Raw genomic sequence first — 21,540 nt, 5'->3', positions numbered from 1 at the left:
CGCGGAGCGTGACGCGTTTCTGCGCCCGAGGCGGCACCGCCACCGGGCGTTCGGCCGCCCGCCGGGTCTCGCCGTCTCGGATGCGCGGGAGGTGGCAGGGGCGCCGCCGGGGCTGCTCGGGCCCGCTGCGCCGGGAAACCGCCGGGTGACTTCCGTCAGACCGCCGTCTCGTCGGGCACGGTGTCGAGCATGCGGTTCGCCATCTCCCGGGCCGGGCCCGAGACCCTGGCGTGGACTTGCCGGAACACCTGTTGCGCGGGGCCGGCGGGCCAGTCCCCGGGCAGGTGCCGCACGGGCAGCCGCGGATCGGTCCTGATGATGCCGAGCCACTGGGTCTCGAGCCGGAGCTGGAGCACGAGCGGGTCCTCGGGCTCGCCCGGGGAGGGCGGGCTCGCCAGGCGGGCCCATTCATCGTGGAAGGCCCGGTACCGGGCGGCCAGTTCCTCCAGGTTGTAGGCGTCTTTGATCATTTCTTCGATGTTCATGCCGGGATCGGCCTGTGCGCGGAAGACCTTGATGTGCGCCTCCAGTCCCAGCCCCGTGACGATCTCCTGGACGTCCACCTCGCCGGGGGCGATCCACAGCCCGCTGAGCACCGGCCCGAAGCCTGCCCACGCCAGCTTCGACCGCAAGTTGTGGCGCTGGCGCTGCCAGGACTCGGGGAGTGAGAAGCCGAGGATCGTCCAGGTGCCGTCCCAGCTCTTGTTGACCGCACCCGTCTTCCAGATGCGTTCCTTCCCGTTGTCGAGGATCTCCCGGGAACGCGGGGTGAGGCCGAAGTACATCCGGCGGCCCTTCCGCTGGCGCCGGAGAAGCTGGCGGTTGGCCATGCGTGTGAGGGTCGAGCGGGTTGCCTGTTCGGACACGCCCTGGCGGGCGAAGACGTCGATGATGCTGCCCGAGAAGACGCAGATGTCCCGCCCGAGGACGCACCTCCCGAGGAAGCCGAACATCAACGACTGCGGGCGAAGGGACGGGCCGTACCTGGTGCCGGGCGGCCATGGCGTGCCGTTCAAGGTGATGCCTCCGAGGGGTTCCCGAGCCGGGGCGCGTTCGGCGGACCGGCGGGAAACAATATTGTGCATCTAGTTGACGGTGGTCAAACGTGCGCCTAGGTTCGCCCCCACGGCGCTGAGAGGTGCGCACGAAGCGCCCCAGACGCGCATCAAACCCCCGTGACCCACCCCAGGAGATCCCGTGCGTCCCCTCGTGCCCATTGCCGCCCTGGTCCTGTCCGTGAGCCTGACCGCCACGGCCTGCGGATCCCCCTCCGCCTCCTCCGAGGACGGTCCGGTCAAGCTCGGCCTCATCGCCTCCCTCACCGGCAACTACCAGCCGCTCGGCACCGACAACAAGAAGTCGGTCGAGCTGGCGGTCCAGCAGATCAACGCCGACGGCGGGATCCTCGGCCGCACGATCGAACTGCAGGTCAAGGACGACAAGAGCCAGCCCGACCAGTCGGTGCTCGCCTTCAACACCATGAAGGACGACGTGACCGCCGTCATCGGCTCGCCGTTCTCCAACTCCGCGCTCGCCACCATCCCGGTCGTGGACCGGGCGGAGATCCCCTACCTGTCCCTGACGCCGGCGGACGAGCAGGTGGACCCGATCCACCCGTACGTCTTCCTGGCCCCGGCCACCTCCAACACCTACGCCGAGCGGCTGCTCCAGTACTACAAGGCCACGGGCGTCAAGAAGATCGCGGTCGCCTACGACACCAAGAGCTCCTACGCGGTCGCCGGCTACAAGGGAACGAAGGAACTCGCCGCCGAGTACGGCGTCGAGGTGGTGGCCACGGAGACGTTCCACACCACCGCCACGGACTTCAGCTCCATGTTCACCCACATCAAGCCCACGGACGCCCAGGCCCTGCTCGTCTGGGCCACCGGCGCCCCCGGCGTCATCATCACCAAGCAGTACGCGGCCTCCGGCCTCGACGTCCCCCTCACCCTCACCGGCGCCCAGGCCAGCAAGCTGTGGGCCGGCCCCGCCGGCAAGGCGGCCGAGGGCGTCACCGTCGCCAGCTCGGTCGGCGTCGTCGCCGACCAGCTCCCCGAGAGCAAGCTGACCAAGACCGCCGTCGACTTCGCCCGGGCGTACAACAAGAAGTACGGGGAGAACCCGCCGCAGTTCGCCCAGGACGGGTACAGCGCGGTGCAGTTGCTGGTCGCGGCCATCGAGAAGGCCGGCAGTACCGACCACAAGAAGATCCGCGACGCACTCGAGGGCATGACCCTCACGACCCCCAACGGCATCTACCGCTACAGCGCGAAGGACCACTCCGGCCTCACCGCCGACCACATCTCCGTCAACACCGTCAAGGACGGCGCCTTCGTGCCGACCGAGTGGGCCAGGGCCGAACTCGCGAAGGGCGCCGAGAAGTGACGGAGCCCGGCGCCGGTCCGCTTCTCCAGGCCACCGGACTCGCCCGCTCCTTCGGCGGGGTGTATGCCGTGCGCGACGTCGATCTCCGGGTCGCGCACGGCGAGGTCCGCGCGGTGATAGGCCCCAACGGCGCGGGGAAGTCGACCCTGTTCAACCTGGTGAGCGGCCAGCTCCCCGCCCAGCGCGGGCAGATCACGCTGGGCGGGCGGCGCATCGACCAGCTCTCCCCGCACCGCCGCGCGCACCTCGGGGTGGCCATCGTCTTCCAGGGCGCCAGGGTGTTCCACGGGATGTCCGTCCTGGAGAACGTGATGGTGGGCGCGCACTCCACCGGCCGTGCCGGATTCCTCGCGGGGTCGCTCCGGCTGCCACGCCACCGCGCCGAGGAACGCGCCATCCGGGCACGTGCCGAGGAGGCGATCGAACGGGTCGGGCTCGCGGCGTGGGCCCACCGCCCGGCGCAGACACTCCCGCTGGGACAGCAGCGCGTCCTGCAGGTCGCCCGCGCCCTGTGCGGCGATCCGCGGCTGCTGCTCCTGGACGAACCGGCTTCCGGGCTGCGCGCGGCGGAACGCGAACGTCTCGCCGTGCTGATCGAGCAACTGCGCGCCGAGGGACTGACGATGATCCTCGTGGAGCACGACGTCGCCTTCGTCACCCGCCTCGCCGACCGGATCACCGTCCTCGACCTCGGCGAGGTGATCGCCGAGGGGACCACCGGCGAGGTGCGCACCGACCCGCGGGTGGTCGCCGCCTACCTCGGGAAGGAAGCCACATGACTCAGCAGACCGGGCGCGGTGCGGCCACTCGGTCCGCACCGGCCGGAGACCGCCGGAACGACCACGACGTCATCGAGGTCAACGACCTGGTCGTCCGGTACGGGGCCGCGACGGCTCTGGACCGGGTCAGCCTTCGGGTCGCCCCGGGCGAGGCCGTCGCGCTGGTGGGGCCCAACGGCGCGGGGAAGTCGACCCTGGTCAACACCCTCACCGGCCTGCTCGCCCCGGCAGCGGGAAGCATCGCGGTACGCGCCCCGATCGCCCAGGTGCCCGAAGGCCGCCAGATGTTCGCCGACCTCAGCGTCGACGACAACCTCCGGCTCGGCGCGTGGCGGCTGCGCGACCGCCACAAGCGGGACACCTCCTGGGTGTACGAACTGCTGCCCGAACTGGTACGGGTGCGCCGCCAGCGCGCCGGGAGCCTGTCCGGCGGCCAGCAGCAGATGGTGGCGGTCGGGCGGGCCCTGATGAGCCGTCCGCAGGTGCTCGTGGTCGACGAACTGTCGCTCGGCCTCGCCCCGCTGATCGTCGCCGGCCTCGCCGGCCATCTGACCGAGCTCAACCGGGAGCAGGGAATCGCCGTGCTGCTCATCGAGCAGAACGCCCGGCTCGCCCTCGAGCTGTGCACCCGCGGCTACGTGATGGAGGCGGGACGCATCGCGCTGGAAGGGACCAGCGCCGAACTGGCCGCGAACCCCGCCGTGGCCCGGGCATACCTGGGCGGTCACGCCGACACCCCGGCACCCCGGGGCCACCGACCCCGACGCCGGAGGCACGCCGTGAACGACTTCCTCGTCTACCTCGTCACCGGCCTCGGTGCCGGATGCGGATTCGCGCTGGTCGGCAGCGGGATCGTCGTCATCCACCGGGTGACGCGGGTGGTGAACTTCGCGCAGGGGGCCTTCGCCGTCATCGCGGGACTCACCGTCTCCTCCCTGCTCGGCGCCGGACTGCCGCACATCGCGAGTGAGGCACTGGCCGTCGTCGTCGCCGCGGTCGCGGGCCTGCTCGTGGGACTCCTCGCCACCGGCCGCCGGGACACGAGCCCGCAGTCCGCGCTGATCGTCACGCTCGGCGCCGGCGTCCTCATGTACGCCGTGGAAATCATGATCTGGGGTGACCAGACCAGGTCCTCCGAGGGGGTGCCCGGTGCCGTGCATCTCTTCGGGGCCCGGATACAGAGCCACTACCTGCTGATCATCGGGGTCACCGCGGTCGTGTTCGCCGCGGTCGCCCTCTTCTTCAGCCGTACGGACCTGGGCAAGGCACTGACCGCCTGCTCCGCCAACCCGTACGCGGCGCGCGTCGTCGGTATCGACACCAGGCGCATGGGCCTCGTGGCCTTCACGTGCGGAGGTGCGCTCGGCGGTCTGGCCGGGGTACTCGTCACCCCGATGCAGTCGATCAGCTTCGACTCCGATGTCGTGCTCATCGTCAACGGGTTCGCCGCAGCCGTCCTCGGCGGTCTGGCCCGGATCGGACTCAGCCTCGCCGGCGGCCTGCTCCTCGGCGTCGCCCAGGCCCTGGTGGCCGGCTACGGCAATGCCGCCTACCAGCTGGAAGTCGCCCTCGTCCTGATGCTCGCGCTGATGATCGCGCAGGGTGCCCGCGTCCGAAGCGTCGTACAGGAGACAGCGTGATAAAGGATCGAATCGGAACCCGGACCGAGGAGTCCGTGAACTCCGCGCCAGCCGTCCGGAAGCCCGCGCCCTCGCTCGCACACCTCACGACGGCGCTGCCGGCCCTGGTCTCCCTGGTGCTCCCGTTGGCGCTCGACGACAGTCAGATGTCGGTCTACGTCCTGCTCTGCCTCGCCGGCACGGTCGTTGTCGGACTGTCCCTTCTCATGGGGTACGCCGGGCAGGTCTCCCTCGGCCAGGCCTCCTTCTACGCCGTGGGTGCCTACACCGCGGGTCTGCTGTCCGTCCACGGCTTGCCGCCGCTGCTCGCGCTGGCTGCGGCTCCGTGCGCGGCGGCGGTGTTCGCCGTGATCGTCGGTGTGCCCCTGCTCCGCCTGCGCGGCCACCATCTGGCGTTCGCCACGCTCGCCCTCCAGTTGATCACGGTGTCCCTGGTGGGCGAGGCGGAGTGGGCGGGCGGAGCCATCGGCCTGCAGGGCATCCCCGACATGTCGCTGTTCGGATTCACGCTGACCGAGGACATCCACTACGCCTATATGGCGTGGGCGGCGCTCGCCGTGACCGTGGTGCTGGCCCGGAACATCGTCAACTCCCGCAGCGGGCGCGGTCTTCGCGCGCTGGCCACCAGCGAGACCGCGGCGAGCGCGAGCGGTGTCCCCGTCGGCCGGTACAAGCTGACCGTCTTCACCCAGGCCGCCGCCTTCGCCGGCCTGGCCGGAGGCATCTACGCCTTCTACCTCGGCTATGTCGCCCCGGGATCCTTCCCGGTGCTGCTCTCCATCACATACGTGGTGATGGTGGTCGTCGGTGGGCTGGGCACCGTCTGGGGCGCCGTTGCCGGGGCCGCGGTGATCACCCTCCTCGTCCAGCTTCTCAACGCGCTCGGCACCTCGCCGGGCATGCCCGACTCCGCGCCCACGGTGCTGTCCTACGCGGTCTACGCGATCCTGCTGATCGCCGCCGTGCTGTTCGCGCCCCGCGGGCTCGTGCCCACCCTCCAGGACGCGTGGCGGCGCAGGCGGCAGCCCTAGGGCAGGGGTCGGAAGGGGCGTCGTCCGCCCGAAGGGCGGGTCCGGCGGCGTCCAGGTGCGTGCGACCGCAAGGTCCGCCGGCCCCTCAGAGCGTGTCGCTCAGCGAGTCCGCCAGGCGCCGGCGCACGGCGCGGGCGGCGGGCGGGACCGAGACGGCGATCGCTCCGGCCACCACGGCGGTGCCCATCAGCGCCAGCGCGGCCGGTGACGGCGGCCGGGCGATGCCCGCGCCGATACCGGAGGAGGCGCCCTGGAGGTCGATCAGCCAGCCGGCGGCCGGGGCCCCGAGGAGGATGCCGGCCGCGGTGGCGGCCAGGGCGGTGAAGCCGGTGCCCGCCACGATCACCGCCATGATCTGACGAGGCGTCAGCCCGATGGCCTTGAGCGCCAGCAGGTCGCGGCGGCGGTCCCGCACCCCCGCGGCGATGGTCGTCGACAGCTCCGCGAGACCGATCAGCGCCAGCACCGCGACCAGCCCCACGATCACGCCCCGCACGGACGACAGCCGGTCCGCCGGATTGGCGGTCTGCCGTACGTCGAGCCCGCCGTCGGCGTCCCGGGACAGCCGGGCGCCGACGGCCGCCGGATCGGCGCCCTCCGCCAGCACCAGCCGGTAGAAGCCCGGCCCGTCCGCGGCGCCGCCCTCCCGCAGGGTGTCGAGGGAGGTGGAGACCACCCGCCCGCCGTCCTCCGGCTCGATGCTGCGGCCGACCAGGTGGAGCACCTGCGGGCGGCCGCCCACGGTCATGCGGACCCAGTCGCCGACGTCCACGTGCAGCAGGTCGAGGAGCCCCTGCCCCGCCACGGCCTCGTCCGGCCCCCGCGGCGCCCGGCCCTCGGCGACGGAGAACGGGTACGGATCGCGCGCCGTGCCCAGTCCGCGCAGGGTGATCGTGCCGGTCTGGCCCGGGACGAGCGCCGCGGCCTCCGAGCCCGGATGCGCCGCGGCCACCGCGTCCTCGGCGGCCAGCCGCCGCCGCAGTTCCCCGTCGTCCATCCCGTCCCCGCGCACGACGAGGGAGGCCGCCAGACCGACCTCCTCCGGCCGGCTCTCGAAACGGTCGAGGGTGCTCCACGCGCTCAGCGCCACGGTGATCAGCAGCAGCGGAACGGCCAGCCGTCCGACGGCGGCGGCCGACCGCCCGGGCCGGTGGAACGCCCCCCGCCAGCCCAGCACCAGAGCCGGCGGCAGCCGCAGGCCGAGGGCGCGCCGGGCCGTGCCCGACATCCGGCGGCCCGCCGGGACCGCCGCGCGCGCCACGGGCACGGGCGGGACCCGCCCCGCCCGCCAGGCCGCGGACGCCGTGGTGGCGGCGATGAGGAGCACGGCGCCCGCCGCCGTCACCAGGGGGACCCAGGCGTGCTCGGGGAGTTCCCGCCACAGCCGCATCGCCTCCCCGGTCCGGCCGGGCAGGTGCGGGCCGAGCAGTTCCGTGAGGAGGGCCCCGGCGGCCACCCCGGCCAGCGCCAGGGCGAGATGCTCGGCCAGGAACATCCGGACGAGCTGTGCCGGGGTGAAACCGATGGCTTTCAGGACGGAGATGTCCCGCAGATGGCCGTGGACCCGGGTGCCGACGGCGCCCGCGACCGCCATGGCCGCGGCCAGCAGCGCGCCGATCCCGAACGCGCCCAGCAGCAGCCCGAGGAGCCGGTCGCCGCCGACGGCCTCGGCCCGCGCCTGCTTCCAGGTGGACACCTCGGCGATCTGGTCGGCGCCGAGCGCGGTGACGGCCTGCTGGACGGCGAAGTCGGTGTCCTCCGGGTCGTCCAGCCGCAGGCCCACCGCGAGGCCGCGGCGGTCCTCCTCCGGCGCGAGGCGCTCCAGCGCCGCGGGGAGCACCCAGCCGGTGCCGGGGTTCTCACCCGGGGCGTACTGCGGCTCCGCGCTGTCGGCGACACCCACCACCCGCAGCCGGCGGACGCTGCCGTCCGGGCCCCGGACCCGCAGCGCGTCACCCGGCTCGGCCCACAGGGCGCGGGCCACCGAGCTCTCCAGGACGACGCCGTCCGGGGTGCCGGGGCCGAGCCACCGTCCGGAGCCGAGCAGGGGACGGCCGACCGCGGGCGGCCGGGCCCCGGCGGCGCGCAGCCGCACCGCTGCCCGGTCGCCGCCCAGCTCGGCGGTGACGCCCGCCGTGGGGAACGGCCCGGAGGCGGCCCGGACACCGTCGAGCCCGGCCAGCGTTGCCGCGTCGGCCGACGCCTTGGTGTGGATCCACACATGCGCGCCGGACGACTGGGTGAAGACCCGCTGCCAGGGGTTGGCGGCGTAGGTGAGGAAAGCGCCCGCGAGCAGCAGCGAGGCGATGATCCCGGCCGTGGCGAGCACCAGGAACAGCGCCTCCCCGCGGTGCACCCGGAGATCGGCGCGCACCCAGCGCACCGTGGCACGCATTCCGTTCAGCCCTTCAGTTCGAGCACGCCGGACACGCCGCCGGTGCGCGGGGCGCCGCCGCCGAGTACGGCGTCGTCCGCGATCCGGCCGTCGAAGAGGCTGATCACCCGGTCCGCGGCGCTCGCCATCCGGGCGTCGTGGGTGACGAGCACGATGGTCTGGCCGCGCGCGTGGAAGCGGGAGAGCAGCCGCAGCACCTCGCGGGTGCCCTTGCTGTCGAGGCTGCCGGCGGGTTCGTCGGCGAGCAGCACGTCCGGGTGGTTGACGAGGGCGCGGGCGAGGGCCACGCGCTGCTGCTCGCCGCCGGACAGCTCGCCGGGCGTGCTGTTCTCCTTGCCGTCCAGGCCGAGATCGGCGAGGAGCTCGGCGCGGCTCTCCCGGGCCTCCTTGGGGGAGCGGCCCGCGAGCAGCGCCGGCAGCTCGACGTTGTCGGCCACGGTCAGATGGGAGACCAGGTTGAAGAACTGGAAGACGATGCCGACGCCGCGGCGGCGGAGCACCGCCCAGCGGGCCTCGCTGTAGCCGTCCACCCGGCGGCCGTCGAGCCAGATGCGTCCCTCGTCCGGCCGGTCGAGTCCGCCCAGGAGGTGCAGCAGGGTGGACTTCCCCGCGCCGGAGGGGCCGGTGACCGCCAGGAACTCGCCGCGACCCACGCTCAGGTCGACGCCGCGGACGGCCCGGACCGGGGCGCCGTCGGCGCGGTGGGTCTTGACCAGGCCCTCAGCGCGCAGGAGGGGACCACCCGGTCCGTCACCGCTGCCACCGGACCCGTCACCGGCGCGGGACGCCGCTCCGGCGGCGTCCGCACCCGGCTCCCGGGCCGGGCCCGTCCCGCCGGTCCCGGCGGGAGCCGTCTCGTGGTTCTCGCGGCTCACTCCAGCTCCTCCTGACAACGCTCCAACCAGTCGAGATCCGCCTGCAGATGCAGCATCGCGCCCTCGATGAGCAGCTGAGCCACGCGGTTGTCCCGGTCCTCGGCCGCGGCCAGCTTCGACAGATCGCGCATGGTGTTGAGGTAGTGGCGGCGCTGCTTGTTGATCAGGGCGATCTGGTCGGCCACCCCCGAGTCGGGAGCCAGGGCGAGCTTCATGAAGAACTCGTCCCGCACCCGGGGCTCGGCGGTCGGCTCCTCGAACCAGGCGGCCACCGCCTCCCGCCCCGCGGGCGTGAGCCGGTAGATGCGCTTGTTCGGCCGTGCCGTCTGGGCGACGTCCTCGCCCTCGATCAGTCCCGCTTTCTCCAGCCTGCCGAGAGTGACGTAGATCTGCCCGATGTTCGGCTGAGGGTACGCGGCGCCCAGAAGCTTCTCAAGAGCCTGCTTGAGCTCGTATCCGTGGGCGGGCCCCTTCGCCAGGAGTGCCAGGAGGGGCAGACGCACGGACTCCCGCCTCCTTCCCCGGCCCTACCTGCTTGTTGGGGGGCCGGCTCCGGCTGTGAGCCCGATCGCCCCAGCACATTGTCGCAACCCCTAGTATCCCGTATGCCCAACGGGTATACAGGGGCCTTGGACGCCGGGCGGGCCGCCGGCGCCGAGTGCCAAGGAGGAACCTATGCGGTGGACGCGGGCCGCGGGTAGGGGGCTCCTCGCCGCCGCGGTGATCCTCGCCGGTTACGCGGGCCCGCAGGCCGGTGCGGGGGAGCGGACCGCCGGCTCCGGAGGCCGCGGCCCTCTGACGCTGGTGACGGGCGGCGACCTCACCGGCTATCTGCGGGGCGTCCTGGCGGACTGGAACCGCGCACATCCGCGCGAGAAGGTCACGCTCGTCGAACTGCCCGAGGCGGCCGACGAGGTGCGGGCCCAGATGTCCACGAGCCTGCGCTCCGGCAGCGACCGCTACGACGTCCTCAACATCGACGTCGCCTGGACGTCCGAGTTCGCCGCGGCCGGCTGGATCGCCCCGTTGAACGCCGACCGCTTCCCCGTCAAGCGCTTCCTGCCGCCCGTGGTCGACACCGCCACCTTCGGCGGGCGGCTGCACGCGCTGCCGTATGTCACCAACGCGGGCCTGCTCTACTACCGCAAGGACGTCCTGGAGCGGGCGGGCGAGAAGCCGCCGCGCACCTGGGGCGAGCTGGAGCGGCTGGCGCGCACGGTGGCCCCGGAGCACGGTCTGGACGGCTACGCCGGGCAGTTCCTGCCGTACGAGGGGCTCACGGTCAACGCCGCCGAGGCGGTGCAGTCCGCCGGCGGCTCGATCCTGGCCGGCGAGGGAACCCGTGTCACGGTCGGCTCCCCCGAGGCGCGGGAGGCCCTGGAGTTCCTGGCGGACGGGGTGCGGGAGGGATGGATCCCGGAGGAGGCCCTCACCTACAAGGAGGAGGAGTCCCGGCGCGCCTTCCAGGAGGGCCGGCTGCTCTTCCTCCGCAACTGGCCGTACGTCCACGCGCTGGCCGGCGGCGCGGAGTCGAAGGTGGCGGGCAGGTTCGGCGTGGTCCCGCTGCCCGGCCGGGACGGTCCCGCCGCGGGTATTCTCGGCGGCTCGAACCTCGCGGTCAACGCCCGCTCCCGGCACCGGGAGTCGGCGGCGGACCTGCTGGCCTATCTGACCAGTGAGACGGTCCAGCGGCGGGTGCTCACCGAGGGCGCGCTGCCGCCCGTGTGGGCGGAGCTGTACGAGGACCCCGGGCTGGTGCGGCGGTTCCCGTATCTGCCGACGCTCCGGGAGAGCGTGCTGGCCGCGAAGCCGCGGCCGAAGAGCCCGCGCTACGAGCAGGTGAACCTGGCGGTCCAGGCCGTGGTGCACGACGTGATGGCGCAGCGGGAGACGCCCGCGTCCGGGGTGGCGCGTCTGGAGCGGGAGCTCCGGGCGATCGTCCGCAAGGGCTGACGGCTCGCCCCGCGCTGTTCTCTCGGGTTCTCCGGGAGACTCTCCTCTACTTACCTGTTAGGTAACGGCCTGCCGGATTTCTACGGGCATAACGGAACGAATCCCCCTGCCTTCGCTGCTTTGTGCTGCACGCTCGTTGACACCCGTTCGTCATCGCTACATAACATGCATGCATAGCAGCGGCGCCGGAACAGCGCGGCCGCAGCACTGCCGAGCGACCGAGCGAACAGGTGTCAGCCATGCTCACCACCACCACACCGACCACCACCGCGCACTGGTGGCGGGATGCCGTGATCTACCAGATCTACGTCCGCAGCTTCCTCGACAGCACCGGGGACGGCATCGGGGACCTCACCGGCGTCCGCGCCGGGCTGCCGTACCTCAAGAAGCTCGGTGTGGACGGCATCTGGCTCAGCCCGTTCTACCCCTCACCGCACCACGACCACGGCTACGACGTGGCGGACTACTGCGGCGTCGACGAGACCTTCGGGGACCTCGCCGAGTTCGACCGCCTCGTCGGCGACGCCCACCGGCTCGGCCTCAAGGTCGTCATCGACATCGTCCCGAACCACTGCTCCAGCGAGCACCCGTGGTTCCGCGCCGCCCTGGCGGACGAGCCCGGCGGCCCGGACCGCGCCCGCTTCCACTTCGCCGACGGGCGCGGGGAGCGGGGCGAACTGCCGCCCAACAACTGGCGCGCCATGTTCGGCGGACCGGCCTGGTCCCGCGTCACCGAACCCGACGGCCGGCCCGGCCAGTGGTACCTCCACCTCTTCACCCCCGAGCAGCCCGACCTCAACTGGCGCAACCCGGAGACCGGCCGGTCCTTTGAGGAGATCCTGCGCTTCTGGCTCGACCGCGGCGTGGACGGCTTCCGCATCGACGTCGCCGCCGGCCTCTTCAAACACCCCGAACTCCCCGACTCCCCGGACCCGGAGGCCGACGAACGCGCCCGCGACTCGGTCAACCCCCTCGCCTGGAACCAGCCGGAGGTCCACCAGGTGTGGCGCGACTGGCGCGCGGTCTGCGAGGAGTACACCGCCCGCGACGGGGTCGACCGGCTCCTCGTCGGCGAGGTGTCCGTGCCCACGGCCCGCGAGCACGCGCGCTACGTACGCCCCGACGAACTGCACCAGGCGTTCTTCTTCGACCTGCTGAGCGCCGCATGGGACGTGGACGCCTTCCGGAAGACCATCGGCGAGGCCCTCACCGACATCGCCGGCACCGGATCCACCGTCACCTGGGTGCTCAACAACCACGACCAGGTGCGGACCGTCACCCGCTACGCCGGCGAGAACACCACCGTCGGCCCGGCCCGCGCCCGCGCCGCCGCCCTGCTGATGCTCGCCCTGCCCGGCGCCGCCTACGTCTACCAGGGCGAGGAACTCGGACTGCCCGAGGTCGTCGATCTGCCCGACGAGGTGCTCACCGACCCCATCTTCCGCCGCACCGGCAGCCGCCGCCGGGTCCGCGACGGCTGCCGGGTGCCGCTGCCCTGGTCCGGCCACGCCTCACCGTTCGGTTTCACCACCGGCGAGGGGGCGGCCAGCCCGTGGCTGCCGCAGCCCCAGTGGTTCGCGGAACACGCCACCGACCGGGCGCTCGCCGACACCCGCTCCTTCTGGCACCTCTACCGCGACGGACTCCAACTGCGCCGCACCCTGCCCCAGTTGCGCCAGGACGGCCTGCGCTGGCTGGAGACCCCGCCGGAGGTTCTCGCCTTCGTCCGCGGCGACGGCCTGGTGTGCGCGGTCAACTTCGGCCTCCACCCCGTACCGGCGCCCGTCCCCGGCACCCCGCTGCTCGCCAGCGGGGACTGCCCCGCCGGGATCCTCCCCGGCTCGACCACCGCCTGGTGGATCAGCGATCTCTCCACGAAGGGAACCACCCGATGAAGCACACCACGAGACGGCGGCGCACGGCGGCCGGCACCGCGGTGCTCGGCCTCGCCCTCACCGCGACCGCATGCGGCGGCGGCACCTCCGGGGACTCCGGCTCCGGCTCGCAGAAGCTCCGGGGCGAGACGGTGACGGTCGCCGGCGTGTGGACCGGCACCGAGCAGAAGAACTTCCAGAAGGTGCTGGACGCCTTCTCCGAGAAGACCGGCGCCGAGACCCGCTTCGTCCCCACCGGCGACAGCCTCTCCACCTTCATCGGCACGAAGATCGAGGGCGGCAACGCCCCCGACGTGGTGATGGTCCCCCAGCCGGGCGTGCTCCAGCAGTTCGCCGACAAGGGCTGGCTCCAGAAGCTGTCCGCCAGGACCTACCAGAAGGCCGGCATCCACTTCGCGCCGGTCTGGCGCGACTACGGCACCGTCAACGGCACGTACTACGGCCTGTACTTCAAGGCGTCCAACAAGTCGACCGTCTGGTACAGCCCCGGCGCCTTCGAGCAGGCCGGCGTCGAACCGCCCGAGAGCTACGACCGGATGCTGGAGACCGGGAAGACCCTCTCCGAGTCCGGTATGCCCGCCTTCGCCGTCGCGGGCCAGGACGGCTGGACGCTCACCGACTGGTTCGAGAACGTCTACCTCTCCCAAGCCGGGCCCAAGAATTACGACAAGCTCGCCGCCCACGAGATCCCCTGGACCCACCCCAGCGTCATCGAGGCCCTGACCACACTCGGCGAACTGTTCGCGGACAAGAACCTCGTCGCGGGCGGCGGCGCCGGCGCGCTGCGCACCGACTTCCCCGAGTCCGTCGAGCAGGTCTTCGGCAACGAGCCCGAGGCGGGCATGGTCTACGAGGGCGACTTCGTCGGCGGCATCGTCGCCGGCGACCACAAGAAGAAGGTCGGCGAGGACGCCAAGTTCTTCCCCTTCCCGGCCGTCGGTGACGGCAAGCCGCCGGTGGTGGGCGGCGGGGACGCGGCCGCCGTGCTCAAGGCCGGCAAGAACCCGGAGGCCGCCCAGCAGCTCGTGGAGTTCCTGGCCACGCCCGAAGCAGCGGAGATCTGGGCGGCGGAGGGCGGCTTCATCTCGCCCAACGAGTCCCTCGAGCCCGAGGCGTACCGGGACGAGACGACCCGCGAGATCGCCGTCTCCCTGGTCGAGGCCGGTGACGCGGTGCGCTTCGACATGTCCGACCAGGCCCCGGCCGCCTTCGGCGGCACCGCCGGAGTCGGCGAGTGGAAGCTGCTGCAGGACTTCCTCCGCGACCCCTCCGACCCGAAGGCGACGGCGGCGAAGCTCGAGGCCGCCGCGGCCAAGGCCTACAAGGACTGAGGACTGAGACTCCCCATGTCGGTCACCTCCCCGCCGGGTGCCGCGGCACCCGGCACCACCGAAGGCACGGCGCCGCTCCCGAAGACGGACGGCGCCGTGCCCCCCGGGCGCCGGCGCGCCGCCCGGCGCAGGCGGCTCACCACCGTCCTCTTCCTGCTGCCCGCGCTGCTCCTGCTGGGCGCGCTCGTCGCCTACCCGATCCTCTTCACCATCGGCCGGAGCCTCTTCGACGCCTCCGGGAGCCGCTTCGTCGGCGCGGACAACTACGCGGAGATGTTCCGCGACCCGGCCACCCTGACGGCCATCCGCAACAGCACGGTCTGGGTGGTGGTCGCCCCGGCGCTGCTGACCGGCCTCGGCCTCGTCCTCGCCGTGCTGACCGAGAAGATCCGCTGGGCCACCGCCTTCAAACTGCTGATGTTCATGCCCATGGCGATCTCCTTCCTCGCCGCGGGCATCATCTTCCGCGTCGTCTACGAACAGGATCCGCAGCGCGGCGTGCTGAACGCGGTGGCGGTCGGCGTGCACGACGTCTTCGACGAGAGCACCGGCTACCCCACCGCCCGGGCCCGGGACGGCGAGATCCTGGAGAAGCGGCCCGACGGCTCGTACCGCTCCGCGGAGACGGTGTCGCCCGGCGGCGTCCTGAACCTGCCGCTCGTCGGCGTCCCGCCCAAGGACCTGCCCGCGGAGGCGGAACCGGCCCGGACCGCCGCCGCGGCCCCGGCGGCCGGGGACGAACTGCGCGGCGTGGTCTGGATCGACTTCACCCCGGGCGGGGGCGGCGAGCCGGACCGGGTGGACCCCGCCGAGCGCGGACTGCCGGGAATGACCGTCGAGGCGGTACGGGACGGCGAGGTGGCGGGAACGGCCACCACGGCCGCCGACGGCTCCTACCGCTTCACCGGCCTGGCGCCGGGCGGCTACGAACTCCGGCTGCCCGCGAAGAACTTCGCCGAACCGTACGGAGGCGTCGCCTGGCTCGGACCCGCGCTGATCACCCCGGCGATCATCGGCGCCTATCTGTGGATCTGGACGGGATTCGCGATGGTGCTGATCGCCGCCGGGCTCTCCGCGATGCCCCGGGACGTCCTGGAGGCCGCCCGGATGGACGGCGCGGGGGAGTGGCAGATCTTCCGCCGGATCACCGTGCCCCTGCTCGCCCCGGTCCTGGCGGTGGTCTTCGTGACCCTGGTGATCAACGTGATGAAGGTCTTCGACCTCGTCTACGTCATCGCCCCGGGCCCCGTGCAGCAGGAGGCGAGCGTGCTCGCCATGCAGATGTGGCTGGTGTCCTTCGGCGGCGGCAACGACCAGGGCCTCGGCAGCGCGCTGGGCGTACTGCTGCTGCTCACCGTCACCCCGGCCATGATCTTCAATATCCGACGCTTCCGCAGGAGCCAAACATGACCGCCCAGGGAACCGTCACCCCCGGCTCCGCACCGGACTCCGCCGGTCCCGGGACCGCCCTCCGGCCCGGCCCCCGTCCGCCCGGCGGGCCCGAACCCGCGCCGCCGCCCGGCCGGGACCGCCGGCCCGCCGCGGCCGGGTCTCGTCTCCCGGCTGGCCGGGCGGACCCGGGGCGGTCTGGTGCAGGTCCTCCTGGCCGTCATCGGGCTGGTGTGGCTGACCCCCGTCGCGGGCCTGCTCGTCGCCTCCCTCCGGCCCGAGGAGGACAACACCTCCAGCGGCTGGTGGACCGCCTTCGCCGACCCCGGCCGGCTCTCCCTCGACGGCTACACGGCCCTGCTGCGGGACTCGGGCATCGTGGACGCCTTCTGGAACACGGTACTGATCTCCGTGCCCGCGACCGTCACGGTGATCGTGGTGGCCGCCCTCGCCGGATACGCCTTCGCCTGGCTGGAGTTCCCCGGCCGCGACTGGGTCTTCCTGGTGGTCGTGGCCATGCTGGTCGTCCCCGTCCAGGTGGGACTGCTGCCGGTGGCCAAGATGTTCGGAGCGCTCGGACTCTTCGGCACCATCCCGGGCGTGATCCTCTTCCACGTGGCCTACGGACTCCCGTTCGCGGTCTTCCTGCTGCGCAACTACTTCGCGGAGATCCCCCGGGAGATGCTGGAGGCCGCCCGCATGGACGGCGGCGGCGAGTGGCGGATCTTCACCCGGCTCGTGCTGCCCCTGGGCCGGCCGGCGATCGCCTCCCTGGGCATCTTCCAGTTCCTGTGGGTGTGGAACGACATGCTGGTGGCGCTGATCTTCGCCGACAGCGGGTCCCAGCCGCTGACGGTCGCCCTGCAGTCGCAGATGCGGCAGTTCGGCAGCAACATCGGCGTCCTCGCACCCGGCGCGTTCCTGTCACTGATCGTCCCGGTGGCCGTCTTCTTCGCCTTCCAGCGGCACTTCGTCCAGGGCGTCATGGCCGGCTCGGTGAAGTGACGGACGGCTGTACGGGTCCGGTATCCGCTCCCCGCCGGCCCGTACGCCGGCCCGCCGCCACCACGCTCCAGCGTCCGTGCGGACGTGAGGCCCCACCCGGCCTCGCCCACCGACACGGCGCTGCCGCGCCGATGAGCGCTCGGGGTTCATCGGCGCGGCGGCGCCGCCACGAGAAACCGGCCCCGCCCCGGCCCAGCCGTCGGTCCCGCCCCCGGCAGCCGCCCACGGGCGGGCGGGCGGCATGACGACGCCCCCTGCTCCAGCCCGGTCCGGCCCAACGGCCTCGCCCCCAGCGGGGGTTCGTCCTGCCGTGTGCCGCAGACTCCGGAGCGGCCCCCGGTTCCCGGCGGCCGGGCGCCGCCGGAACGAACGCACCCCCGTCGGTGCGGCGAGTCCCCGGCCTCGCCGCCTCGCTCCGTTCCGGCCGCGCCCGGCTCAGCCCTCGTTCCCCCGGTCCTCCGCCGTGAGGCGCCCCGCCGCGAGGCCGTCGCTCAGGGTGCGGGTCAGCTCCGTGCCCAGGGCGCGGGCCTCGCGCAGCAGGCCGTCGAAGGAGGCGAGGCGGCGGAAGACCTCGCCGTAGCGCCGCTGTTCCGCCAGCGGCAGGCGCGGGATCTGCAGGCGCCGCACGTCGATCCGCGAGGTGGCGGAGGCGTGGGTGCCCGCCTGCCGGGCGTTGGCCGGGGCGCGCAGGCAGCCCGCGAGGAACCACGGGTCGAGGACCGACGGATCAACCCGGAGGGCGTGGATCTGGGGGCCGAGGACCGTGGGGCCGCCGTCGTCCACCCAGGCGTCGAAGACGCGTGAGGAGCCGATGACGACGACATCGGCCGGCTCGGTCACCGTGAGCGTGCCCGTCTCGCGCCCCTTGGCCGCGTCGGCGTGGGAGACCCGGCCGTTCGGCGCGCTGCCCAGCAGGAGATGCTGCACGGTCAGATACGGAACCGAGCCGTCGACGGCCGCGGAAGCGGCGTCCCGGACCACCCCGTCCGCCGGTGACTGACCGGTGTGGACGGTCAGCGCCCCGGCGCGGGCGAGTTCGCCGACCGTGGTCGGCCCCTGGCTGCCCGGCGCCTCACCGGCGTCCGGGGCGAGCGTGAGCGGGGACAGTTCGGCCGCCGTGGCGCGCAGCCGGTCCAGGAGGCCGTCGAAACCCGACCAGGACTCGCCGAGTCCCGGGCCCGCGACCGGGGCCGCGACCGGTACGTGCCGGGCCGGGGTCAGGTCGACCTGCTCGTCGAGGAGGTCGATGACGGGAACGGCCTTGGTGCCCGGCGGGACATCGGCGCCGGCGGCGGCCCCGCGGTCCGAGTCCGGGGCGTGGTGGGCGCGTACGGCGGTGAGCACCGTGTCGCGCAGCACCGTCCAGTCGAGGGCGGCCTTGCCCGCGGCGCCCGCCGCCGTTGCCGTGCGCGTCCCGTCCGCGCCGGGACCGGCGGGCGGCGCGGCACCCGCCGCCCGGCCGGGACGGCTCTGTGCGGCGTCGACGAAGAGCAGCTCGCTGCCGGCCTCCGCGGGGGACACCGGAGAGCGGAGCACCCACAGATGCAGCGCCACGCCGTGCGGCGGCGCGGCACCGGGCGGCAGGGCGATCACGGCCCGCAGCGCCCCGGCGCGCAGCAGCGCCGCGCGGATGCGGCGGCCCGCCCGACGGGAGGCGACGGCGGGCGGCAGCAGCAGCACCGCCGTGCCGCCCGGCCGCAGGCAGGCCAGCGCGTGCTGCACCCAGGCGAGTTCGGGCTCGGTCCGCGGCGGGTGACCGTAGACCCAGCGGGGATCGGTGGCGAGTTCGGCGTGCCCCCAGTCGCGTTCGTTGAACGGCGGGTTGCACAGCACCACGTCCGCCTCACCGCGGAACGCGGGGCCGTCCTCCCGCAGCGAGTCCGCCGGCCGGAGATGCGTGGTGCGTACGGGGCGCGGGGCGGCGGCCGCCCGCTTCCTGCCGCGCCGGGCCCCGGGGCGGCCCGCCCGCGGTTCGGGCGGATCGGTGAGCGCCAGCCGGGCGGCGGCCAGATCGACGAGGACGGGGTCGCTGTCCTGTCCGGACAGCCGGAGTTCACCGTGCGCGCCCCACCGGTGGACGGCGGCGGTCAGCAGCCCCCCCACGCCGCAGGCGGGGTCCAGCACGGTCCAGGGGCCGCCGCCGGCCCGCTCGCTCTCCGGCCCCCCGCCGACCAGCTCGGCGAGCTCCGTCATCAGCGCGGCCAGTGGTTCGGGGGTGGTGGTGATCTGCCGTACGTGGGTGCCGAGCCAGCGGCCGAGCAGGAACCCGAACGTCTCCGCCAGGCCGTCCTCGCCCGCCACCCGCACCGCCTGTTCCACGGCCTGCTCCTGCGCCTCGGACAGCTCGGCGTCCACGGGCGGGGGGACGGAGCCGGAGGGCGCGAGCGGCGTTCCGGGGCGTCTTCAGGGGTGCGGACGGGGAGGGCCCGGCCGGGTCGGCGCGGCCCGCCCGGGCGCCGACGGCGGCGATCGCCAGGCCCATCAGTACCCGGTCGCCCAGCGCCTCGAAGCGCGGCCAGAGGCGCTCGCGGCCGCCCTCGTCCGCACCGAGCTTGCCCTGGGCGCGCAGCCACTCCTCGACCTGGGAGAGCGAGAACTGGGGGCTGGTGTCGGTGCCGCCCACCGGGCGGGGGAAACTGCTGTGCCGGCGGCGCCAGTTGCTCACCGCGGCGCGGCCGACACCCGCGATCCTCGCGATCTCCGCCAGGGTCACCGAGACATGGGGTTCCGGGGTGTCGGGCATGGCCTCTCCGGCGGGATGGGGATCGGCGGGCCCCGGGCGTGGTGGCCGGGGTGGGGATGGCGGGTTGCCAGCCGCCGTCACCGTATACCGAAAGCGTAACGCTGTGCTAGCAGGATCCTTGACTCAGTTCACGTTTGCCCCGCTTTATTCTTGGCCAATGGTCTCTGCCCGTGACGAGCGGGGCCAAGGGTAGGAGACGCACACACCGGGCATCGGGTTGCTCCGGTCCTGCGGAGAGGGGTACGGAAGGCCCGCCTGATCCGCTCACCGGCTCGCCCGCCCGGCGGTCCCGGCTCGCGGCCGCCGCCCGGGCGGTGCGGGTCCGGGCTTCCGGGGCCCCGGCGTGCGAAGAGGGGCCCGGCGCGGCCGTATCGGCCGTACCGGGCCCCTCGGGGCTGTGCGTTCGAACCGGGTTCACCGTCGGGCGGTCACCCGGCTCCGGTGCTCAGCTCACGCGTCACCGTGGTCAGTTGACCGGCGGGTAGGCGTTCTCGATGAGCTCCTCGAACTGCGCCTGGAACCAGTGGCCGGAGACCGGCGCGTCCGGCAGGGCACCGGACATGTTGTTCTGGTTGCGCGGGTTCCCCTCGTAGGTGGGGTCGCACATCCGGTCGAAGCCCTTGCCCTCGTCGTTGTCGATCTCCTTGCTGGAACCGTCCGACTCGCCCGGGGGCTTGATCCACGCGTAGGCGTCGATGCCCGGAGCGGGCGAGGCGGTGGGCCGCTCGCCGAGGCCGGCGCCGGCCTGGTTGCACCAGTTGCCGAGGTGGATACGGCGGTCGACGCGGCTGGAGTCGACGTACTCGTCGGCGGTGCCGCTGGTCGAGCCCGGACCGGTGGGCCGCTCGGACCCGCCCCAGCCGTTGCGGGAGGTGTCGATGATGACACCGACGTCGCTGTTGAAGCCGGCGGAGACGGCCTCCTCGCGGAACGCCTGCGAGAAGGACAGCTCGTCGACGTAGCGGTTCCAGTCGACCCACTTGGAGCCCTCGCGGATCGACTTCCCGCCGACGGTGTCGTCGATCGAGAAGTACGGCTCCTCGGTGGCGCCGTAGTTCGCCGTGTTGGCGGCGAAGCCCGCGACGTCGTCGACGGTGGCGCCCTCGGTGGTCGCCGCCTCGTGCAGCAGGTCGGCGGTGGGCCCGAAGTTGTCGTCCCAGCCGATCCACCCGTGGTGGCCGATGTCGATGTAGTTGTAGACGTTCTCGATGTCGCCGAGGGTGGCCAGCGCGTAGCCGACGCCCTTGACGTAGTTGCCGTTCGCCTTCATGACGTCGCACTCGGGGGTGGCCGTCTCGCGGCTGCCGACGTTGGTGATGAGGTTGGGCAGCGAGTCGATCTCGACGACGTTGATGATCCGGATGCCGGCGTACTTCGGGTCCGACAGGATCTCCGCGATCGGGTCGATGAACTCGTTCTTGTACTTGTCGATCTCCTCCGGCCCGAGCTGGCCGTTGGAGGCCAGCGCGGCGCAGTCGCGGCCGGGGAGGTTGTACGTGACCATCTGCAGGGCGTTGGCACCCTGGTCCAGGGCCGCGTCGAGGTGGTCCCGCAGGCCCATGGTGTTCTCACCCGCGGAGCCCGAGTCGATCGCCTCGATGCGGTCCAGCCATACGGCGGTCGGCTCGTCGGCGATGGCCTGGCCGCCGCTCGCCGCCGCCTGCCGGGACCAGTCTTCGTTCACGTACAGCTGGGCGCCCTCGTAGGGGTTGTCCACGCGCGCCGCGGCCGCCGAGGAGGACGCCTCGTCACCGTTCGCCGTGTTCCCCGCGGCGATCATGAAACCGGAGGCGAGCGCCATGGCGCTCACTGCCGTAACGGCGCGACGGAAGCGCGTTTTTCGCATTCCGCCTGGGGAATCGGTTGTCATCTGAGCTCCTATTCGGTGTCATCCCGCGGCGCGTTGACCGACGCGAGACGGTGGGGGACTGGGAAGCGCCCGACGGCTCAATGGGAGCGCTCCCACAGCAAGGACGCTACCAGTGGCGGAAGAAACTGAGAAGACCTCCGACACATGGAATTTCAATGACCGCCGCACGGACGAAACATCACCCCACCACCATGGCGTGAGTGGGGTACGAACCGGCCGGTGCGCTCTTTGCCGGCGGACTTCCCGGCA

The 21,540-nt window shown here is 73.0% G+C and carries 15 protein-coding genes; 9 read left to right on the top strand and 6 right to left on the bottom strand.

The features are described from left to right. Nucleotides 1-155: 155 nt before the first annotated feature. Entirely contained in the window at nucleotides 156-1,016 is an 861-nt protein-coding gene (locus E4N63_RS05680; RefSeq protein ID WP_268270973.1) for a PaaX family transcriptional regulator C-terminal domain-containing protein, read from the bottom strand. 181 nt (nucleotides 1,017-1,197) lie between these two features. Between E4N63_RS05680 and E4N63_RS05675 the strand changes: the two genes are divergently transcribed. The 4 genes from E4N63_RS05675 to E4N63_RS05660 are packed head-to-tail and all read left to right on the top strand — an operon-like array spanning nucleotide 1,198 to nucleotide 5,835. Further along, on the top strand, nucleotides 1,198-2,385 hold the full coding sequence (locus tag E4N63_RS05675; protein WP_125624240.1) for an ABC transporter substrate-binding protein: 1,188 nt from the start codon (nucleotides 1,198-1,200) through the stop codon (nucleotides 2,383-2,385). After that, complete coding sequence (locus tag E4N63_RS05670; RefSeq protein WP_125624241.1) at nucleotides 2,382-3,164, top strand: ABC transporter ATP-binding protein; 783 nt, start codon at nucleotides 2,382-2,384, stop codon at nucleotides 3,162-3,164. Before E4N63_RS05675 ends, E4N63_RS05670 begins: the two co-directional genes overlap by 4 nt. After that, nucleotides 3,161-4,804, top strand: a complete 1,644-nt coding sequence (locus tag E4N63_RS05665; RefSeq protein WP_230240103.1) for an ATP-binding cassette domain-containing protein — start codon at nucleotides 3,161-3,163, stop codon at nucleotides 4,802-4,804. Before E4N63_RS05670 ends, E4N63_RS05665 begins: the two co-directional genes overlap by 4 nt. A gap of 35 nt (nucleotides 4,805-4,839) precedes the next feature. Then, nucleotides 4,840-5,835, top strand: a complete 996-nt coding sequence (locus tag E4N63_RS05660; protein ID WP_230240102.1) for a branched-chain amino acid ABC transporter permease — start codon at nucleotides 4,840-4,842, stop codon at nucleotides 5,833-5,835. An 85-nt stretch (nucleotides 5,836-5,920) separates the two neighbouring features. Here the strand turns inward: E4N63_RS05660 and E4N63_RS05655 are convergent, their stop codons facing one another. From E4N63_RS05655 to E4N63_RS05645, 3 genes are all read right to left on the bottom strand, one after another. Then, complete coding sequence (locus tag E4N63_RS05655; RefSeq protein ID WP_125624244.1) at nucleotides 5,921-8,230, bottom strand: ABC transporter permease; 2,310 nt, start codon at nucleotides 8,228-8,230, stop codon at nucleotides 5,921-5,923. 5 nt (nucleotides 8,231-8,235) lie between these two features. Next, nucleotides 8,236-8,961 carry an ABC transporter ATP-binding protein gene (locus E4N63_RS05650; protein ID WP_043464277.1) on the bottom strand — a complete coding sequence of 242 codons (726 nt, stop codon included), beginning with the start codon at nucleotides 8,959-8,961 and terminating at the stop codon, nucleotides 8,236-8,238. Between the two features lie 140 nt (nucleotides 8,962-9,101). Beyond that, nucleotides 9,102-9,608: a PadR family transcriptional regulator gene (locus E4N63_RS05645; protein ID WP_125624245.1), complete on the bottom strand. Its 507-nt coding sequence runs from the start codon at nucleotides 9,606-9,608 to the stop codon at nucleotides 9,102-9,104. A gap of 172 nt (nucleotides 9,609-9,780) precedes the next feature. Here E4N63_RS05645 and E4N63_RS05640 point away from each other — a divergent pair, with 172 nt between their 5' ends. The 5 genes from E4N63_RS05640 (at nucleotide 9,781) to E4N63_RS05620 (ending at nucleotide 16,678) form a co-directional block, all read left to right on the top strand. Further along, on the top strand, nucleotides 9,781-11,058 hold the full coding sequence (locus E4N63_RS05640; RefSeq protein WP_230240101.1) for an ABC transporter substrate-binding protein: 1,278 nt from the start codon (nucleotides 9,781-9,783) through the stop codon (nucleotides 11,056-11,058). 239 nt (nucleotides 11,059-11,297) lie between these two features. After that, entirely contained in the window at nucleotides 11,298-12,953 is a 1,656-nt protein-coding gene (locus tag E4N63_RS05635) for a glycoside hydrolase family 13 protein (RefSeq protein WP_125624247.1), read from the top strand. Further along, nucleotides 12,950-14,284 carry an ABC transporter substrate-binding protein gene (locus E4N63_RS05630; protein ID WP_125624248.1) on the top strand — a complete coding sequence of 445 codons (1,335 nt, stop codon included), beginning with the start codon at nucleotides 12,950-12,952 and terminating at the stop codon, nucleotides 14,282-14,284. Before E4N63_RS05635 ends, E4N63_RS05630 begins: the two co-directional genes overlap by 4 nt. A gap of 15 nt (nucleotides 14,285-14,299) precedes the next feature. After that, on the top strand, nucleotides 14,300-15,694 hold the full coding sequence (locus tag E4N63_RS05625; protein WP_230240100.1) for an ABC transporter permease subunit: 1,395 nt from the start codon (nucleotides 14,300-14,302) through the stop codon (nucleotides 15,692-15,694). 153 nt (nucleotides 15,695-15,847) lie between these two features. Continuing rightward, nucleotides 15,848-16,678, top strand: coding sequence for a carbohydrate ABC transporter permease (locus tag E4N63_RS05620; protein WP_228430371.1), 831 nt, complete (start codon nucleotides 15,848-15,850; stop codon nucleotides 16,676-16,678). Nucleotides 16,679-17,113: 435 nt separating this feature from the next. Here the strand turns inward: E4N63_RS05620 and E4N63_RS05615 are convergent, their stop codons facing one another. After that, nucleotides 17,114-19,033 (bottom strand): N-6 DNA methylase, encoded by a 1,920-nt coding sequence (locus tag E4N63_RS05615; RefSeq protein ID WP_308188652.1) that lies wholly within the window; start codon nucleotides 19,031-19,033, stop codon nucleotides 17,114-17,116. 854 nt (nucleotides 19,034-19,887) lie between these two features. Then, complete coding sequence (locus E4N63_RS05610) at nucleotides 19,888-21,222, bottom strand: glycoside hydrolase family 6 protein (protein WP_308188771.1); 1,335 nt, start codon at nucleotides 21,220-21,222, stop codon at nucleotides 19,888-19,890. Between the last annotated feature and the right edge of the window lie 318 nt (nucleotides 21,223-21,540).

It is taken from the genome of Streptomyces sp. MNU89 (assembly GCF_020982505.1).
Classification (GTDB): domain Bacteria; phylum Actinomycetota; class Actinomycetes; order Streptomycetales; family Streptomycetaceae; genus Streptomyces; species Streptomyces xinghaiensis.
This window is presented reverse-complemented; position numbering and strand designations above follow the sequence as displayed.